Source organism: Massilia oculi, assembly GCF_003143515.1.
GTDB classification, from domain to species: Bacteria; Pseudomonadota; Gammaproteobacteria; order Burkholderiales; family Burkholderiaceae_D; genus Telluria; species Telluria oculi.
Genome location: NZ_CP029343.1, coordinates 1,928,484 through 1,945,508, shown reverse-complemented (window position 1 = coordinate 1,945,508; position 17,025 = coordinate 1,928,484). Strand labels below are relative to the sequence as shown.

Here is a 17,025-nt window from a genome sequence, read left to right as displayed (position 1 = left end):
TATGCTTCTCTGGCTCGCACAATACTTCCAGGACTATATCGGTCCTCTGCGCGTGTTCAACTACATCACGTTCCGCGCGGTGTTCGCCACCATCACCGCCATCACGATCGGCCTGGTCGCCGGCCCTGTCGTCATCCGCAAGCTGACCGAACTGAAGGTCGGCCAGGCGGTGCGCACCTATGGTCCGCAAAGCCACCTGACCAAGCACGGCACCCCGACCATGGGCGGCGTGCTGGTGCTGATCGCGATCGGCATCTCGACCCTGCTGTGGTGCGACCTGTCGAACCGCCTGATCTGGCCGGTGCTGGTGGTGACCTTCGGCTTCGGCGCCGTGGGCTGGGTCGACGACTACCGCAAGGTCGTCTATAAAGACCCGGAAGGCATGCGCTCGGGCGAGAAATACTTCTGGATGTCGCTGGTCGGCATCACGTCGGCGCTGTACCTGGCGTTCGCGCTGTCGGCCGCTTCGCCATGGGAAGCGATGGGGCTGTTCTATGCATGGGTGCAGTCGGGCTTCTCGATGGACCTACCGCCCAAGGCCGACCTGATCGTCCCGTTCTTCAAGAGCATCAGCTACCCGCTGGGCGTGTGGGGCTTCATCGCCTTGACGTATTGCGTGATCGTCGGCTCGTCCAACGCCGTGAACTTCACCGACGGCCTCGATGGCCTGGCCATCATGCCGACCGTGATGGTGGGCGGCGCCCTGGGCCTGTTCGCCTACCTGACCGGCAGCGTGACGTTCTCCAAATACCTGCTGATCCCGTACATCCCGGGCGCGGGCGAACTGTTGATCTTCTGCGGCGCGATGGCCGGCGCAGGCCTGGCCTTCCTGTGGTTTAACGCGCACCCGGCCCAGATGTTCATGGGCGACGTCGGCGCGCTGGCGCTGGGCGGCGCGCTCGGCACCATCGCCGTCATCGTGCGCCAGGAAATCGTGCTGTTCATCATGGGCGGCATCTTCGTGGCCGAGACCCTGTCGGTGATCATCCAGGTCAGCTATTTCAAATATACGAAGAAACGCTACGGCACCGGACGCCGCGTCTTCCTGATGGCGCCGCTGCACCACCATTTCGAACAAAAGGGCTGGAAGGAGACCAAGGTCGTGGTCCGCTTCTGGATCGTGACCATGGTGCTGATCCTGGTCGGCCTCTCGACGCTGAAACTGCGCTGATGAACTACGACGGCAAACACGCATTGGTACTGGGCCTGGGCGAATCCGGGCTGGCGATGGCGCAATGGCTGGCGCGGGCCGGCGCACGCGTGCGCGTGGCCGATACACGCGATGCACCCCAGCGCCTGGCGGCGCTGCGCGCGGCCGTGCCTGACGCCGAATTCGTCGCGGGCGACGCAGTTCAAGGCGTATTCAATGCCGCGCTGCTCGACGGCGTCGACTTCGTCGCCGTCAGCCCGGGCCTGGCGCCCAATCGCGAGCTGGCCGAGATCGTGCCCGCCGCCGCCGAGCGCCGCATTCCGGTGTGGGGCGAGATCGAGCTGTTCGCCCAGGCGCTGGCGCACCTGCGCGAGACGAGCGGCTACACGCCCAAGGTCATCGCGATCACCGGCACCAACGGCAAGACCACGGTGACCAGCCTGACCGGCCTGCTGTGCCGCCGCGCGGGCCTTGCCACGCGCGTGGCCGGCAACATCAGCCCGGCCGCGCTGGACGTGCTGCGTGAAACGATCGATGCGAATGACTTGCCGCAGGCCTGGGTGCTGGAACTGTCCAGCTTCCAGCTGCACACCACCTTCAGCCTGCAGGCCGACGCCGCCACGGTGCTGAACCTGAGCCAGGACCACCTGGACTGGCACGGCAGCATGGACGCCTATGCGGCGGACAAGGCACGCATCTTCGGCGCCGGCACCGTCCGCGTGCTCAACCGCGACGATGCGCGCGTGATGCGCATGACGGCGGTCGATACCCCTGCTTATACCTTCGGCACCGATGAACCGCTCGAGGCCGACAGCTTCGGCCTGCTCGAAGAGCGCGGCGTGCTGTGGCTGGCCAATGCCGTGCCGGGCGAAGAGATCGAGAAGAAACGCAAGAAAGGTGAAGTGCCCGAGCCGGTCGACGCCATCGTCAACCGCCTGATGCCGGCCGACGCCCTGAAAATCCGTGGCCTGCACAATGCCTCGAACGCGCTGGCGGCGCTGGCCCTGTGCCGCGCCTGCGGCCTGCCGCTGGCGCCGCTGCTGCATGGCCTGCGCGAATACGCGGGCGAGCCGCATCGCGTTGAACTGGTCGCCACCATCGACGGCGTCGACTACTACGACGACAGCAAGGGCACCAATGTGGGCGCCACCGTGGCCGCCTTGACCGGCCTGGGCAAGGCTTTCACCGGCGCGGACCAGCAGATCCTGCTCATCGCCGGCGGCGACGGCAAGGGCCAGGACTTCGCTCCACTGGCGCAGCCGGTCGCGGATCATGTGCGCGCCGTGCTGCTGATCGGCCGCGACGCACCAGGCGTGCGGGCCGCCATCGAGCCGACCGGCGTGCCGGCCTTCGACCTGGACGACTTGCCGCAGGCGGTGCGCCGCGCCGCCGGCCTGGCGCGCGCCGGCGATGCCGTGCTGCTGTCGCCGGCCTGCGCCAGCCTCGACATGTTCACCAATTACGCGCACCGCGCGCAGGTGTTCGTCGACACGGTGCGCGAGATCGCACTGGACAAGGGACAGGAGATCTGATGGCCTTCCAGATTCCGTTCAAGTTCTCCGGCCTTGCCTCCGACGCCACCGTCGACGGCCGCAGCAAGCCGTCGAAGATGATGGACTACGACCAGCCGCTGGTCTGGGTCACCCTGCTCCTGATGCTGCTCGGGATGGTGATGGTGTATTCGGCCTCGATCGCGCTGCCCGACTCGCCCAAGTTCCGCTACTTGGAAGACCGCAACGAATACTTCCTGTACCGCCAGGCGATGTACATCATCGTCTCGATGGTCGCGGCCGCGGTGGTGTTCCGGATCCCGATCGCGGTGTGGCAGAAGTACGCGCCGATGCTGTTCATCGGCACCCTGGTCATGCTGGTGCTGGTGCTGATCCCGGGCCTGGGCGTGTCGGTCAACGGCGCGCGGCGCTGGCTGTCGCTGAAAGTGATGAACCTGCAGCCGTCCGAGATCATGAAGATCGCGGTGGTGCTGTACGCGGCCGACTTCACGGTGCGCAAGCAGGAATACATGCACAAGCTCACGAAAGGCTTCTTGCCGATGATGGTCGCGATCGGCCTGGTCGGCGCCTTGCTGCTGCTCGAGCCCGACCTCGGCGCCTTCGGCGTGATCGTCTGCATCGCCATGGGCATCCTGTTCCTGGGCGGGATCAATATCGTCTGGTTCGGCGGCATCGGCGCGCTGCTGGTGCTGATCTTCAGCACGATCATCGCGCTGTCGCCATTCCGCCGCGCGCGCATGTTCGCCTACCTCGACCCATGGGAAGAGGGCAATGCGCTGGACAAGGCATATCAGTTGACGCACTCCCTGATCGCCTTCGGACGCGGCGAATTCTTCGGCGTGGGCCTGGGCGCCTCGGTCGAGAAGCTGCACTACCTGCCGGAAGCGCACACCGACTTCATCATGGCCGTGATCGGCGAAGAGCTGGGCCTGGTCGGCGTGCTGGTGGTGGTGGCCATGTTCTACTGGCTGGTCAAGCGCGCCTTCGACATCGGCCGCCAGGCGATCGCCCTGGACCAGACCTTCGCCGGCCTGGCCGCGAAGGGCATCGGCATCTGGATCGGCGTGCAGACCTTCATCAATATGGGCGTGAACCTGGGCCTGTTGCCGACCAAGGGCCTGACCTTGCCCCTGATGAGCTTTGGCGGCTCGGGCGTCATGTTCAACTGCATCGGCCTGGCGATCCTGCTGCGGATCGACTACGAAAACCGGGTGCGCATGCGCGGAGGCCGCACATGAAGATCAGCAACACCAAGCGTTTGATGATCATGGCTGCAGGAACGGGCGGCCACATCTTCCCCGGCATCGCGATCGCGCAGACCATGCGCGCGCGCGGCTGGGAAGTGAGCTGGCTGGGCACGGCCCACGGCATGGAAACGGAGCTGGTGCCCAAGGCCGGCATCCCGATGGACACCATCGACTTCGCCGGCCTGCGCGGCAAGGGCCTGGGCCACACCGTCAAGGGCGCCTTCAAGATGGCGGCCAGTTTCATCACCTGCCGCCGCCATCTCGGCAACCGTCGTCCCGACGTGGTGCTGGGCATGGGCGGCTACGTCACGGTTCCGGGCGGATTGATGGCGCGTGCGCGCGGCATCCCGCTGGCGCTGGTGAACGCCGACGCCGCGCTGCTGTTGTCGAACAAGACGCTGGCGCCGGTCGCGCAGCGTGTGCTGTTCGGCTTCCCGGCGGACTTCGGCAAGGCGGCCGGCAAGGCGGTGGTCACCGGCAACCCGGTGCGCCAGCAAATCCTCGACCTGCCCGTGCCGGGCGAACGCTTCGCCGGCCGCAGCGGTCCGCTGCGCGTGCTGGTCGTGGGCGGCAGCCTGGGCGCGAAAGTCCTGAACGACAGCGTGCCGGCGGCCCTGGCCCTGATCGACCCGGCCCTGCGCCCGATCGTGACCCACCAGTCGGGCAAGAAGAATATCGATGCGCTGCGCGCGTCTTATTTGCAGGCAGGTGTCAACGCAAACGTGGTCGACTTCATTGATGACATGGCCGCCGCTTACGCGAACGCCGACCTGGTGATCTGCCGCGCCGGCGCGATCACGGTGTCGGAACTGACGGCGGCCGGCGTGGCCAGCGTGCTGGTGCCGTTCGTCGCCAGCACCACCAGCCACCAGCGCGACAACGCGGAGTGGATGGACAAGCAGGGCGCGGCGGTGCACCTGGCGCAGGGGATACTGGATCCGCAGCGGCTGGCGAGCCTGCTGCAAGACACGACGCGCGAACGTTGCCTGGCGATGGCGCAGGCGGCGCGTGGCGTGGGCAAGCGCGACGCCAACGAGGCGATCGCGCGCGAACTGGAACAATTGGCAGAAGCGGGCAGGGCATAGGGCATGAAACACAAGATCAAGAACATACACTTCGTGGGCATCGGCGGCAGCGGCATGAGCGGCATCGCCGAGGTGCTGCACAATCTCGGCTATAAAGTGTCCGGCTCGGACCTCGGCAGCAATGCCGCCACCCAGCGCCTGGCCGGCCTGGGCGTCACCGTCCACCTCGGCCACCAGGCCGAGAACGTCAGTGGCGCCGACGTGGTCGTCACCTCGACCGCCGTCAACGAAGCCAACCCGGAAGTGGTCGCCGCCCGCGCCAACAAGACGCCGATCGTGCCGCGCGCGATCATGCTGGGCGAGTTGATGCGCCTGAAGCGCGGCATCGCGATCGCCGGCACCCATGGCAAGACCACCACCACCAGCCTGGTGGCGTCGGTGCTGGCCGCCGGCGGCCTGGACCCGACTTTCGTGATCGGCGGACGCCTGACGGCGGCCGGCGCCAACGCGGCCCTGGGCAGCGGCGAATACATCGTGGCCGAAGCCGACGAGTCGGATGCCTCGTTCCTGAACCTGTCGCCGATGATCGAAGTCATCACGAACATCGACGCCGACCACATGGACACCTACGAGCACGACTTCGAGAAACTGAAGGCCGCGTTCGTGAACTTCACCCACCGCATGCCGTTCTACGGCCGCGCGATGCTGTGCATCGACGACCAGCACGTGCGCTCGATCCTGCCGCAGGTGACCAAGCCGGTTACCACCTACGGCTTCTGCGAGGAAGCCGAAGTGCGCGCGCTGGACGCCTATGCCGAAGGCACGCAGATGCACTTCACGGTGCGCCAGGAAGGTTATCCGGACACGAAATTCGTGCTGAACCAGCCCGGCATGCACAATGTATTGAACGCCTGCTCGGCGATCGCGATCGCGCGCGAGATCGGCATCGAGGACGCCGCCACCGCGCGCGGCCTGCTGGAATTCCGCGGCGTCGGCCGCCGCTTCACTCGCTATGGCGAAGTGCCGCTGGCGGCCGGCGGCAGCTTCACCCTGGTCGACGATTTCGGTCACCACCCGGTCGAGACCGAGGTCACGCTGGCCGCCGCGCGCGCCGCCTACCCGGGCCGGCGCCTGGTGCTGGCCTTCCAGCCGCACCGCTACAGCCGCACGCGCGACCTGTTCGAAGACTTCGTCAAAGTGCTGGTCACGCCCGACGTGCTGCTGCTGGCCGAGGTCTATCCGGCCGGCGAGGCGCCGATCGTGGCCGCCGACGGCCGCGCGCTGGCGCGCGCGCTGCGTACCTCGGGCAAGCTCGAGCCGATTTTCGTGGAAGCGATCGCCGATATGCCGGCCGCCATCCTCAATGTGGCGCGCGACGGCGACGTCGTGCTGACCATGGGCGCCGGCTCGATCAGCGGCGTGCCGAACCAACTGACCAATGCAAAAGGCTAACATCGTGACCACCACTCCTACCCTTGATGCAGTTGCTTTCGGCAAGGTCGGCGTGCTGTTCGGCGGACGTTCCGCCGAGCGCGAGATCTCGCTCATTTCCGGCAACGGCGTGCTGCAGGCCCTGAAAAGCCGCGGTATCGACGCCCATGCCTTCGACCCGGGCACGCAAAGCCTGGCCGAACTGGCCGCGCAAGCATTCGACCGCGTGTTCATCGCGCTGCACGGCCGCTACGGCGAAGACGGCAGCCTGCAGGGCGCCCTCGAACTGCTCGGCATTCCCTACACCGGCAGCGGCGTGATGGCGTCCAGCGTCGGCATGGACAAGATCACCACCAAGAAGATCTGGCTGCAAGAGAATGTGCCGACCCCGCGCTACGTGACGATCGGGCTCGATACCGACCTGGATGCGGTGGTGGCCGAACTGGGCCTGCCGCTGATCGTCAAGCCGCCGCTCGAAGGCTCGAGCATCGGCATCACCAAGGTCACGCAAGCCGGCCAGCTGAAGGAAGCGGTCGCGCTGGTGACCAGCATGGACGAGTCGGTGCTGGCCGAGGAATTCGTCACCGGCCGCGAGTTCACCGTCGCCGTGCTGGGACATGGCGCAGCGGCCCGTGCGCTGCCGATCGTCGAGATCGTGGCCCCGGAAGGCAAGTACGACTACCAGAACAAGTACTTCACCGACGACACCCAGTACCACTGCCCGGCGCCGCTCCCGGAGCAGCTGACCCACGAGATCCAGCGCCATGCGGTGAACGCCTACCGCGCCCTGGGCTGCGAAGGCTGGGGCCGGGTCGACGTGCTGGTGCGCGAGAGCGATATGCGCCCCTTCCTGCTGGAGGTGAATACCTCGCCCGGCATGACGACCCATTCGCTGGTGCCGATGGCGGCGCGCGCGGTCGGCATCGACTATGAAGACCTGTGCATCGAGATCCTGCGTTCGGCGCGGCTCAAGATGGGCCGGAAGGCCAAAGGATAACGCGCGATGTGGCATGACGTCCGGGCCCTCAACGCGACCGCCAGTTTCCTGACGGCGGTGACGGTGCTCGCCGCCCTGATCTCGGGCGTGTGGTGGCTGTCGCAGCGCCCGATGTTCTCGCTCGGGTCGGTGACGGTGGAGAGCATGTACGGGATCGAGCTGAAGCACGTGAACGAACTCACCGTCCGCAACGGCGTGCTCGGCAAGATCCGCGGCAACTTCTTCACCGCCGACCTGGAACAGGTGCGCGCGACCTTCGAGACCGTGCCCTGGGTGCGCCGCGCCACCGTGCGCCGCGAGTGGCCCAATGCGCTGGTGGTCGAGGTCGAGGAACACGAGGCCCTCGGCACCTGGGGCGAGGACGGCCGCCTGCTGTCGGTGAAGGGCGACGTCTTCACCGCCAACGTGGCCGAGACCGAGGATGAACAGGCGCTGCCGGCTTTCGACGGTCCGGTCGGCAGCGAGAAGGAAGTGCTGGCCCGCTTCAACGAATTGCGCACGGCATTCGCGCAGGTGGAGCTGGTGCCGCAGGAGCTGTCGCTGTCCAACCGGTATGCCTGGACCGTGAAGCTGGACAACGGCATGAGCGTCGCACTGGGACGCGAGCAGGACCGCAACACGCTACGAAAACGCGTGCAGCGCCTGGTCGGCGTCTATCCGCAGCTGGTGGCCCGGCTGCAGGAGGGCCGTATCGACACCATCGATATGCGCTATCCGAACGGACTGGCCCTGTCGTCGGCGGCACTGACCGTGCCGCTCGATGCGACCAAGCCGGTCAAGGCGGCGAAGAAGCCAAAAGAATCAACAAAACCCGCAACACCCAATAAAACAACCAAGCAAATCTGAGCAGGCGAACAGCAATGACAAAAGACGCGAAAAACCTGATCGTCGGCCTCGACATCGGCACCTCCAAGGTGGTGGCCGTGGTCGCCGAGGTGATGTCCGACGGACGCCACGAGGTGATCGGGCTGGGTCAGCACGAGTCGAAAGGATTGAAGAAGGGCGTGGTCGTCAACATCGAGGCCACGGTCGAATCGATCCAGCGCGCGCTCGAAGAGGCCGAGCTGATGGCGGACTGCAAGATCCGCAACGTCTACGCTGGCATCGCCGGCAGCCATATCCGCTCGTTCAACTCGAGCGGGATGGTGGCGATCAAGGACAAGGAAGTGACGGCCACCGACGTGGCGCGCGTGATCGAAACCGCCAAGGCGGTCAACATCCCGACCGACCAGCAACTGCTGCACACGGTGCCGCAGGAATTCATCGTCGACAACCAGGAAGACGTGCGCGAGCCGATCGGCATGAGCGGCATCCGACTGGAAGTACGGGTGCACATCGTCACCGGTGCGGTGTCCGCGGTACAAAATATTGTAAAGTGCGTGCGCCGTTGCGGGCTCGAGGTCTCGGACCTGATCCTGCAGCCGATGGCCTCCGCCGACGCGGTGCTGACCGTCGACGAAAAAGAACTGGGCGTGGTCCTGATCGACATCGGCGGCGGCACCACCGACATCGCGGTGTTTTCGGACGGCGCGATTCGCCATACGGCGGTCATCCCGATCGCCGGCGACCAGATCACCAGTGACATCGCAATGGCCTTGCGCACGCCGACCGGCGAGGCGGAGGACATCAAGATCCGCTACGGCGTGGCCAAGCAGGTATTGGCCGACCCGGGCGAGACACTCGAAGTGCCAGGTCTCGGCGACCGCGGCCCACGCGCATTGTCGCGCCAGGCCCTCGCAGCCGTGATCGAGCCTCGGGTGGAAGAACTGTTCGCCATGGTCCACCAGGCCGTGCGCGAATCCGGCTACGAAGGCGTGCTGTCCTCGGGCATCGTGCTGACGGGCGGCAGCTCGATCATGCCGGGCATGATCGAGATGGCGGAAGACATCTTCCTCAAGCCCGCGCGCCTCGGCACGCCGGACTACCGCGGCCAGCTGGCCGACGTGGTGCGCAGCCCGCGCTATGCGACGGTGCTCGGTCTGTTGCTCGAAGCGAAGAAGCAGTACCTGCGCGGACACATCGTCACGCGCCAGGACGGGTCGGTGAAGGCAGTCTGGCAACGAATGAAGGAATGGATCGCCGGGAACTTCTGATTCATGCGCAAATAAAGCACTTGGTAACAATTTAGGTAGCGAAAATTCATCACGGGTTACAGGTTTTTACATACAATCGCAGTTACCGGTTTGAGGCAGCGAACCAGCAACGCCAAGGCCTCTTCCCTGGAACCGCATTCTGAGAATAGGGAGTTCATCATGGAGTTCGATATGGTCGATAACGCAGCACTGGGAACCGTGATCAAGGTCGTAGGCGTCGGTGGCGCCGGCGGCAACGCGGTTCAGCACATGATCAATAAAGGTGTGTCCGGTGTCGAGTTCATCGCCGCAAACACGGACGCGCAGGCCCTGGCGGTTTCCAGCGCCAACAACATCATCCAGATCGGCGATTCCGGCCTGGGCGCGGGGATGCGTCCGGAAGTCGGCCGCCAGCTGGCCGAGCAGTCGCGCTCGCGCATCGAGGATGCCCTGCGCGGCGCCCACATGGTCTTCATCGCCGCCGGCATGGGCGGCGGCACCGGCACCGGCGCCGCGCCGATCGTGGCCGAAGTGGCCAAGACCATGGGCGCCCTGACCGTGGCCGTGGTCTCCAAACCGTTCTCGTACGAAGGCCAGAAGTGCATGGACGTGGCCGAGGAAGGCCTCGAAGAACTGACCAAGCACGTCGACTCCCTGATCGTCATCCTGAATGAAAAACTGGAAGACATCTACGAAGACGAATCGATGCTTGACTGGATGAAGCACGCCGACGACGTGCTCAACAACGCGGTGGCCGGCATCGCCGAGATCATCAACGTGCCGGGCCACATCAACGTCGACTTCAACGACGTCAAGACCATCATGGGCGAGCAGGGCAAGGCCATGATGGGCACCGCGACCGCCGCCGGCGTCGACCGCGCGCGCATCGCCGCCGAACAGGCAGTCGCTTCGCCGCTGCTGGACGGCATCGACCTGTCGGGCGCCAAGGGCGTGCTGGTCAACGTGACCGCCAGCCGTGGCCTGAAGGGTAAGGAGATCAAGGAAGTCATGGCCGCCGTGCGCGCCTTCGCGGCGCCTGACGCTTCGATCGCACAAGGCATCGCCTACGACGACGCGATGGGCGACGAGATCCGCGTGACCGTGGTCGCGACGGGCCTGGGCAAGAACAAGAAGTCGATCCAGCTGGTGCAGCCGCAGCAGCAGCTGCGCACCGGCACCTACGATGCGCCGGTGATGCAGGGCGCCGCGGCAGTTGCCGGCGGCCTGACCGCGGGCAAGGCCAGCGCCGACGCCCTGGGCGGCATGAAGCAGCCGGCCGTGTGGCGCCGCGAGCAGGCATCGGAACAGGTGCAGGCGATGCAGCGCAACGGCGTCGAGACCTACGACATTCCGGCGTTCCTGCGCAAGCAGGCCGATTGAACCCGGCTCCGTCGTTGCAATGAAGAGGCCAGCGCGAGCTGGCCTTTTTGTTTTGACCTCCGCAGCCAGCACGCCCGATCCGGATCGGCGATAATGGCAGGATTCACAAAACATCAACAGGAGAACAGCATGACCATCCAGATCGGCGACCGCCTGCCGGAAGGCACCCTCGCGGAATTCATCGAGACCGAAACCGCGGGCTGCAGCCTGGGCCCGAACACCTTCCAGGTGGCCGACCTCGTCAAAGGCAAGAAGATCGTGATCTTCGGCCTGCCGGGCGCGTTCACGCCAGGCTGCTCGGTGCAGCACGTGCCGGGCTTCGTCAAGCACGCCGACGAGATCCGCGCCAAGGGCGTCGACGAGATCTGGTGCATCTCGGTCAACGACGCCTTCGTGATGGGCGCCTGGGGCCGCGACCAGAAAGCCACCGGCATCGTGCGCATGATGGCCGACGGTTACGCCACCTTCACCAAGGCCCTTGGCCTGGACAACGACTTCTCGGCCCACGGCATGGGCACGCGCTCGAAGCGCTACTCGATGCTGGTCGAGGATGGCGTGGTCAAGACCCTGGACATCGACGCCAAGGGCGTCGACGCCTCGAGCGCCGAATCGATGCTGAAGAAACTCGGCTGATCCTGCGCCAGGCAGGCCAACGGCAAACGGCGCTGCGGCGCCGTTTTCGTTCTCAATCACTCATCAGGAAGCAAGTCGTGAAGCGCTCATCCGGAAACCTGTACAGCATCTACGCGATGCTGCTCGCCGTCTTCATGTTCGCCCTGATGGACACGGCGATGAAGCTGCTGGCGGCGCGCTACCCGGCGCTGCAGGTGGCGGCGCTGCGCGCCATCTGCTCGCTGCCGCTGATCGCCGCCTACGTGGCCTGGCGCGGCGCGTTCGCGGGCATCTTCCGGGTGCGCTGGCCGATGCACGTCCTGCGCGGCGTGCTCGGGATCCTGATGCTGGCCCTGTTCGCCTTCGGCCTCAAGAGCCTGTCGCTGGCCGAGGCCTATTCGATCTTCTTCATCGCGCCGGCCCTGATCACGGCGCTGTCGGTGTTCATGCTCAAGGAGCAGGTCGACCTGGCGCGCTGGCTGGCGATCGCGGTGGGCCTGGGCGGCGTGCTGGTGGTGCTGCGCCCGAGTGGCGCCGGTTTTTTCACGGTCGGCGGCCTGGCGGTGCTGGGCGCGGCAAGCTGCTACGCGGTGTCGGCGATCACGGTGCGGGTGCTGGCGCGCAGCGACCGTAGCGAGCATACGGTGTTCTGGCTGATCGTCATGATCGCCGTCGGCGCCGGCCTGCTGGCGGCGCCGGGCTGGGTCCCGATTCCCGCCAGCGAGATTCCGCTGCTGTGCGGCCTGGCGGTGTCGGGTTTCATCGGCCAGCTGGCGATCACCGAGGCGTTTTCGCGCGGCGAGGCCTCGAGCGTGGCGCCGTTCGAGTATTCGGCCTTGGCCTGGGGCGTGGGCCTGGACTGGCTGCTGTGGCGCGCGCTGCCCGACGGCTGGACCATGGTGGGCGCGGCCATCATCATCGGCAGCGGCCTGTATCTGATCCGCCACGAAAAAGACCACGCCGAAGCCGAGCATCCATGATGTGTCGCCCGCGCGCCACCGCGCCCGGGCCAATCGGGGGAGGCGGCAGCAAGCGTGTAAACGCTGGGCTATAATCGGCCCATGCTGAAACAACGAACCATCAAGGAACTGGTCCGCACCACGGGTGTCGGCCTGCACTCCGGGCGCAAGGTCGAACTGACCCTGCGCCCGGCCGCGCCCGACACCGGCATCGTGTTCCGCCGCGTCGACATGGACCCGATCGTGGCCATCCCGAGCTCGGCCCACGTGGTGGGCGACACCCGCATGGCCTCGGTGCTGATCAAGGACGACGCCCGCGTCTCGACCGTCGAGCACGTGATGTCGGCCTGCGCCGGCTTGGGGCTGGACAACCTGTTCATCGACGTCACGGCCGAGGAAATCCCGATCATGGACGGTTCGGCATCGTCCTTCGTGTTCCTGCTGCAGCAGGCCGGCGTCGAAGAGCAGGCGCCGCTGCGCAAGTTCATCCGCGTGCTCAAGGACGTCGAAGTGCGCCAGGGCAGCGGCGCCAACGAGAAATGGGCGCGCCTGTCGCCCCATAATGGCTACAAGCTCGATTTCTTCATCGAATTCAACCATCCGGCGGTGGACGGCACCATGCAGCGCGCCAGCGTCGATTTCGGCGACATCACCTATGTGCGCGACGTGGCGCGCGCCCGCACCTTCGGTTTCATGCAGGACGTCGAAAGCCTGCGCGGCATGGGCCTGGCGCGCGGCGGCTCGTTCGAGAACGCGATCGTGATGGACGAATACCGCATCCTGAACACCGACGGCCTGCGCTACGAGGACGAGTTCGTGCGCCACAAGATCCTGGACGCGATCGGCGACCTGTACCTGGTCGGCCATCCGCTGCTGGCCAGCTATACCGCGCACAAATCGGGCCACGCGCTCAACAACGACCTGCTGCGCGCGCTGCTGTCTCAGCCGGATTCGTATGAAATCGTCACCTTCGACGACCTGGGCACGGCGCCGCCGTCCTATGTGCGGCAGATGACGCGGGAGTGGGCGCAGAGCTGAGCCTGCGACCCTGCACGGATGACGACGATGGCTGCGGGTCCCGTAAAGGACCGCAGCCGTTGTTTTTATTTCCTCTTCGCCGCCAGCGCCCTGAGCGCCGCGACCAGGTCGCGGTTCTGCTGCGTTTCCGGCAGCGATTCCGCCAGTTCCTCGAAGGCCTGCACCGCGCGCGGCGGCAGTTCGAGCGTGCGCATCTCGGGCCGGTCGGGCAGGGCGCGCGTCACCTGCAGCTTGATCCGCGTCGATTCCACCTGCCAGCCCTTCTGCAGCAGGGTCGCTTGCAGCTTCGGCAGCAGCTGCTTGAGGCGGGCCGCCAGCGCCGAGCTGGGCACGGCCAGGGTCAGCACGCCCTCCTGGAACGACAGCACGTCGCAGTGATGAAAGATCGCCGGCAGCGCCGCCGCGCAGTCGGCCTGCAGGCGCGCCATGCGGCTCGCGGCCGGCATCAGGCTGGCCATGCGGTCGTTGGCGCGCAGGAAGTCGGTGGCGGCGTGCGAGGTTTGCCGGGTGCTGGTCCCGAAAATATGGAAAGGACGCTTGGAAGGAGATTGCTGCATGCTTGGAACATACCACAGCGCCCGCGCTTTGGGCGGAACGGGTGGCGGATCTGCCGCCTTGGCAGCGCCATCGAGCCAGTTTGATAACGTTTCTGGCTCGGCAGGACTTGTTATCCTACCTACGATCCCCAAGTGTGGCCGGATCGCATGATAAAATCGGTGGTTATTTGCCTAACTCTGTCGACGGTGCTTATCGCTTTGATATCATCTTGGCTTCTTTTTGCGGCGTATTTTTCTAGAACACAGCATGTCATTCCTGACCCAGATTTTCGGCAGCCGTAACTCGCGTCTGCTCAAGCAGTACCAAAAGACCGTGCGTCAGATCAACGCGCTCGAGCCACAAATGGAGCAGCTTTCGGATGCCGAGCTGCAAGCCAAGACGCCTGAATTCAAGGATCGCCTGGCCAAGGGCCAGACCCTGGACGACATCCTGCCAGAGGCCTTCGCCGTCTGCCGCGAAGCGGCCAAGCGCGTCCTCAAGATGCGCCACTTCGACGTGCAGCTGATCGGCGGCATGGTCCTGCACCAGGGCAAGATCGCCGAGATGGGCACCGGTGAGGGTAAAACCCTGATGGCGACCCTGCCGGTCTACCTGAACGGCCTGTCGGGCAAGGGCGTGCACGTCATTACCGTCAACGATTACCTGGCCCAGCGCGATGCGGACCAGATGGGCCAGCTGTACGGCTGGCTGGGCCTGTCCACCGGCGTCAACCTGTCGCAGCTCGACCACGACAGCAAGCAGAAGGCCTACGGTTCCGACATCACCTACGGCACCAACAACGAATTCGGCTTCGACTACCTGCGCGACAATATGGTCTACGACGCGCGCGAACGCGTCCAGCGCAGCCTGAACTTCTCGGTGGTCGACGAGGTCGACTCGATTCTGATCGATGAGGCGCGCACCCCGCTGATCATTTCGGGCCAGGCCGAGAACCACACCGACCTGTACCACCGCCTGAACGAAGTGCCGCCAAAGCTGGTCCAGCAGATCGGCGAGGAAACCCCGGACGGCAAGGGCAAGATCGAAGTCCCGGGCGACTACCTGAAGGACGAGAAAGCGCATACCGTGCTGCTGACCGAATCGGGTCACGAGCACGCCGAAGCGATCCTGACCGAGATGGGCCTGCTGCCCGAAGGCGCGTCGCTGTACGACGCCGCCAACATCACCCTGATCCATCACCTGTATGCGGCGCTGCGCGCCCACGTCCTGTACCACAAGGACCAGCACTACGTGGTGCAGAACAACGAAGTCGTGATCGTCGACGAATTCACCGGCCGCCTGATGACGGGCCGCCGCTGGTCGGACGGCCTGCACCAGGCGGTCGAGGCGAAAGAGGGCGTGCGCATCCAGAACGAGAACCAGACCCTGGCCTCGATCACCTTCCAGAACTACTTCCGCATGTACGCCAAGCTGGCGGGCATGACCGGCACCGCCGACACCGAAGCCTTCGAATTCCAGGACATCTACAGCCTGGAAACCGTGGTCGTGCCGCCGAACCGCCCGTCGCAGCGCAAGGACCGCCAGGACCAGGTCTACAAGACGTCCGAAGAAAAGTACAACGCGATGTTGAACGACATCCGCGACTGCTACGAGCGCGGCCAGCCGGTACTGGTCGGCACCACCTCGATCGAGAATTCCGAACTGCTGTCCGGGATCCTCACCAAGGCCAAGCTGCAGCACAACGTCCTGAACGCGAAGCAGCACGCCCGCGAAGCCGAGATCATCGCCCAGGCCGGCCGTCCGAAGATGATCACCATCGCCACCAATATGGCTGGCCGCGGTACCGACATCGTCCTGGGCGGCAACGTCAACAAGCAGATCCAGATCATCGAAGCCGACGCCAGCCTGTCGGCGGAGCAGAAGGCCGCCAAGGCGCAGCAGCTGCGCGACGAATGGCAGTCGCTGCACGACCACGTGGTCAATGCCGGCGGCCTGCACATCATCGGCACCGAGCGCCACGAATCGCGCCGGGTCGACAACCAGCTGCGCGGCCGTTCGGGCCGCCAGGGCGATCCGGGTTCCTCGCGCTTCTACCTGTGCCTGGACGACGCGCTGCTGCGCATCTTCGCCGGCGACCGCGTGCGCGCCATCATGGACCGCCTCAAGATGCCGGAAGGCGAACCGATCGAGGCGGGCATCGTGTCGCGCTCGATCGAGTCGGCCCAGCGCAAGGTCGAGGCCCGCAACTTCGACATCCGCAAGCAGCTGCTCGAGTACGACGACGTCGCCAACGACCAGCGCAAGGTGATCTACACCCAGCGTAACGAACTGCTGGAGTCGGCCGACATCAGCGAGATGATCAACTCGCTGCGCGTGGGCGTGTTCACCGACCTTGTGCGCGACTACGTGCCGGCCGAATCGGTCGAGGAACAGTGGGACGTCAAGGGCCTGGAAACGGCGCTCTCGTCCGAGTGGAGCCTGGACGTGCCGCTGCAGCAGATGCTGCAGGACGAGCCGAACCTGAACGACGACGACATCCTCGAGCGCGTGCTGGCCGCGGCCGATGCATCCTACGGCGCCAAGGTCGGCGTGGTGGGCAAGGAATCGTTCGGCGGCTTCGAGCGCAACGTCATGCTGCAGAGCGTGGACACCCACTGGCGCGAACACCTCGCGGCGCTGGACCACCTGCGCCAGGGCATCCACCTGCGCGGCTACGCGCAGAAGAACCCGAAGCAGGAATACAAGCGCGAAGCCTTCCAGCTGTTCAGCAGTATGCTGGACCTGATCAAGAACGAAGTGATCCGCACCGTGATGACCGTGCGTATCCAGTCGCGCGAAGAAGTCGAGGCGGCCGAGGCGGCGATGGCGGCCCAGGCCGCACAGCTGGAGAACGTCAACTACCAGCACGCCGACTTCAACCCGTCGGCCGCGCCGGAAGAGCTGCTCAATCCGAACCCGAACCGCAGCGGCGAGGGCGAGGCCGTGTCGGCCGAAGACCACAGCAGCTATATGGGCGTGAAGGTCGGCCGCAACGATCCATGCCCTTGCGGCAGCGGCAAGAAATTCAAGCAGTGCCACGGCAAGCTGGCGTGAGCGAGCAAACCG

Annotated in this window: 14 protein-coding genes; 13 read left to right on the top strand and 1 reads right to left on the bottom strand. The window is 65.6% G+C overall.

Annotated elements, in window-relative coordinates; genetic code table 11:
- The first annotated feature begins 1 nt into the window (after position 1).
- From mraY to lpxC, 12 genes are all read left to right on the top strand, one after another.
- Positions 2-1,171: a phospho-N-acetylmuramoyl-pentapeptide-transferase gene (gene mraY / locus DIR46_RS08950; protein ID WP_109344931.1), complete on the top strand. Its 1,170-nt coding sequence runs from the start codon at positions 2-4 to the stop codon at positions 1,169-1,171.
- Positions 1,171-2,682, top strand: a complete 1,512-nt coding sequence (gene murD, locus DIR46_RS08945) for a UDP-N-acetylmuramoyl-L-alanine--D-glutamate ligase (RefSeq protein WP_109344930.1) — start codon at positions 1,171-1,173, stop codon at positions 2,680-2,682. Before mraY ends, murD begins: the two co-directional genes overlap by 1 nt.
- Positions 2,682-3,899 carry a putative lipid II flippase FtsW gene (gene ftsW, locus DIR46_RS08940; protein ID WP_109344929.1) on the top strand — a complete coding sequence of 406 codons (1,218 nt, stop codon included), beginning with the start codon at positions 2,682-2,684 and terminating at the stop codon, positions 3,897-3,899. Before murD ends, ftsW begins: the two co-directional genes overlap by 1 nt.
- The gene (gene murG, locus DIR46_RS08935; RefSeq protein WP_109344928.1) at positions 3,896-4,993 is read left to right on the top strand and encodes an undecaprenyldiphospho-muramoylpentapeptide beta-N-acetylglucosaminyltransferase; all 1,098 of its coding nucleotides are present in this window, start codon (positions 3,896-3,898) and stop codon (positions 4,991-4,993) included. Before ftsW ends, murG begins: the two co-directional genes overlap by 4 nt.
- A 3-nt stretch (positions 4,994-4,996) precedes the next feature.
- Positions 4,997-6,385, top strand: coding sequence for a UDP-N-acetylmuramate--L-alanine ligase (murC, locus tag DIR46_RS08930; RefSeq protein WP_109344927.1), 1,389 nt, complete (start codon positions 4,997-4,999; stop codon positions 6,383-6,385).
- Positions 6,386-6,389: 4 nt separating this feature from the next.
- Positions 6,390-7,361, top strand: coding sequence for a D-alanine--D-alanine ligase (locus DIR46_RS08925; RefSeq protein ID WP_229446548.1), 972 nt, complete (start codon positions 6,390-6,392; stop codon positions 7,359-7,361).
- A 6-nt stretch (positions 7,362-7,367) separates the two neighbouring features.
- On the top strand, positions 7,368-8,207 hold the full coding sequence (locus tag DIR46_RS08920) for a cell division protein FtsQ/DivIB (RefSeq protein ID WP_109344925.1): 840 nt from the start codon (positions 7,368-7,370) through the stop codon (positions 8,205-8,207).
- A gap of 14 nt (positions 8,208-8,221) precedes the next feature.
- Positions 8,222-9,454, top strand: coding sequence for a cell division protein FtsA (gene ftsA, locus DIR46_RS08915; protein ID WP_005668243.1), 1,233 nt, complete (start codon positions 8,222-8,224; stop codon positions 9,452-9,454).
- A 159-nt stretch (positions 9,455-9,613) separates the two neighbouring features.
- Positions 9,614-10,813: a cell division protein FtsZ gene (ftsZ, locus tag DIR46_RS08910; protein WP_005668244.1), complete on the top strand. Its 1,200-nt coding sequence runs from the start codon at positions 9,614-9,616 to the stop codon at positions 10,811-10,813.
- Positions 10,814-10,942: 129 nt separating this feature from the next.
- Positions 10,943-11,446 carry a peroxiredoxin gene (locus tag DIR46_RS08905; protein ID WP_109344924.1) on the top strand — a complete coding sequence of 168 codons (504 nt, stop codon included), beginning with the start codon at positions 10,943-10,945 and terminating at the stop codon, positions 11,444-11,446.
- A gap of 116 nt (positions 11,447-11,562) precedes the next feature.
- A complete protein-coding gene (locus DIR46_RS08900; RefSeq protein WP_109347963.1) occupies positions 11,563-12,405 on the top strand; it encodes a DMT family transporter in 843 nt (280 codons plus the stop codon).
- Positions 12,406-12,486: 81 nt separating this feature from the next.
- A complete protein-coding gene (lpxC, locus tag DIR46_RS08895) occupies positions 12,487-13,422 on the top strand; it encodes a UDP-3-O-acyl-N-acetylglucosamine deacetylase (protein ID WP_109344923.1) in 936 nt (311 codons plus the stop codon).
- 65 nt (positions 13,423-13,487) lie between these two features.
- Here the strand turns inward: lpxC and DIR46_RS08890 are convergent, their stop codons facing one another.
- Positions 13,488-13,979 carry a DciA family protein gene (locus DIR46_RS08890; protein ID WP_109344922.1) on the bottom strand — a complete coding sequence of 164 codons (492 nt, stop codon included), beginning with the start codon at positions 13,977-13,979 and terminating at the stop codon, positions 13,488-13,490.
- 247 nt (positions 13,980-14,226) lie between these two features.
- Between DIR46_RS08890 and secA the strand changes: the two genes are divergently transcribed.
- On the top strand, positions 14,227-17,013 hold the full coding sequence (gene secA, locus DIR46_RS08885; RefSeq protein ID WP_109344921.1) for a preprotein translocase subunit SecA: 2,787 nt from the start codon (positions 14,227-14,229) through the stop codon (positions 17,011-17,013).
- Positions 17,014-17,025 lie beyond the last annotated feature (12 nt).

Excerpts from the sequence above, each read along its gene's own strand:
- DIR46_RS08890 (WP_109344922.1), bottom strand. The coding sequence starts at position 13,979 with ATGCAGCAATCTCCTTCCAAGCGTCCTTTCCATATTTTCGGGACCAGC.
- murC (WP_109344927.1), top strand. The coding sequence starts at position 4,997 with ATGAAACACAAGATCAAGAACATACACTTCGTGGGCATCGGCGGCAGC.
- mraY (WP_109344931.1), top strand. The coding sequence starts at position 2 with ATGCTTCTCTGGCTCGCACAATACTTCCAGGACTATATCGGTCCTCTG.
- murG (WP_109344928.1), top strand. The coding sequence starts at position 3,896 with ATGAAGATCAGCAACACCAAGCGTTTGATGATCATGGCTGCAGGAACG.
- DIR46_RS08905 (WP_109344924.1), top strand. The coding sequence starts at position 10,943 with ATGACCATCCAGATCGGCGACCGCCTGCCGGAAGGCACCCTCGCGGAA.
- DIR46_RS08900 (WP_109347963.1), top strand. The coding sequence starts at position 11,563 with ATGCTGCTCGCCGTCTTCATGTTCGCCCTGATGGACACGGCGATGAAG.
- DIR46_RS08920 (WP_109344925.1), top strand. The coding sequence starts at position 7,368 with ATGTGGCATGACGTCCGGGCCCTCAACGCGACCGCCAGTTTCCTGACG.
- murD (WP_109344930.1), top strand. The coding sequence starts at position 1,171 with ATGAACTACGACGGCAAACACGCATTGGTACTGGGCCTGGGCGAATCC.
- lpxC (WP_109344923.1), top strand. The coding sequence starts at position 12,487 with ATGCTGAAACAACGAACCATCAAGGAACTGGTCCGCACCACGGGTGTC.
- secA (WP_109344921.1), top strand. The coding sequence starts at position 14,227 with ATGTCATTCCTGACCCAGATTTTCGGCAGCCGTAACTCGCGTCTGCTC.
- ftsA (WP_005668243.1), top strand. The coding sequence starts at position 8,222 with ATGACAAAAGACGCGAAAAACCTGATCGTCGGCCTCGACATCGGCACC.
- ftsZ (WP_005668244.1), top strand. The coding sequence starts at position 9,614 with ATGGAGTTCGATATGGTCGATAACGCAGCACTGGGAACCGTGATCAAG.
- ftsW (WP_109344929.1), top strand. The coding sequence starts at position 2,682 with ATGGCCTTCCAGATTCCGTTCAAGTTCTCCGGCCTTGCCTCCGACGCC.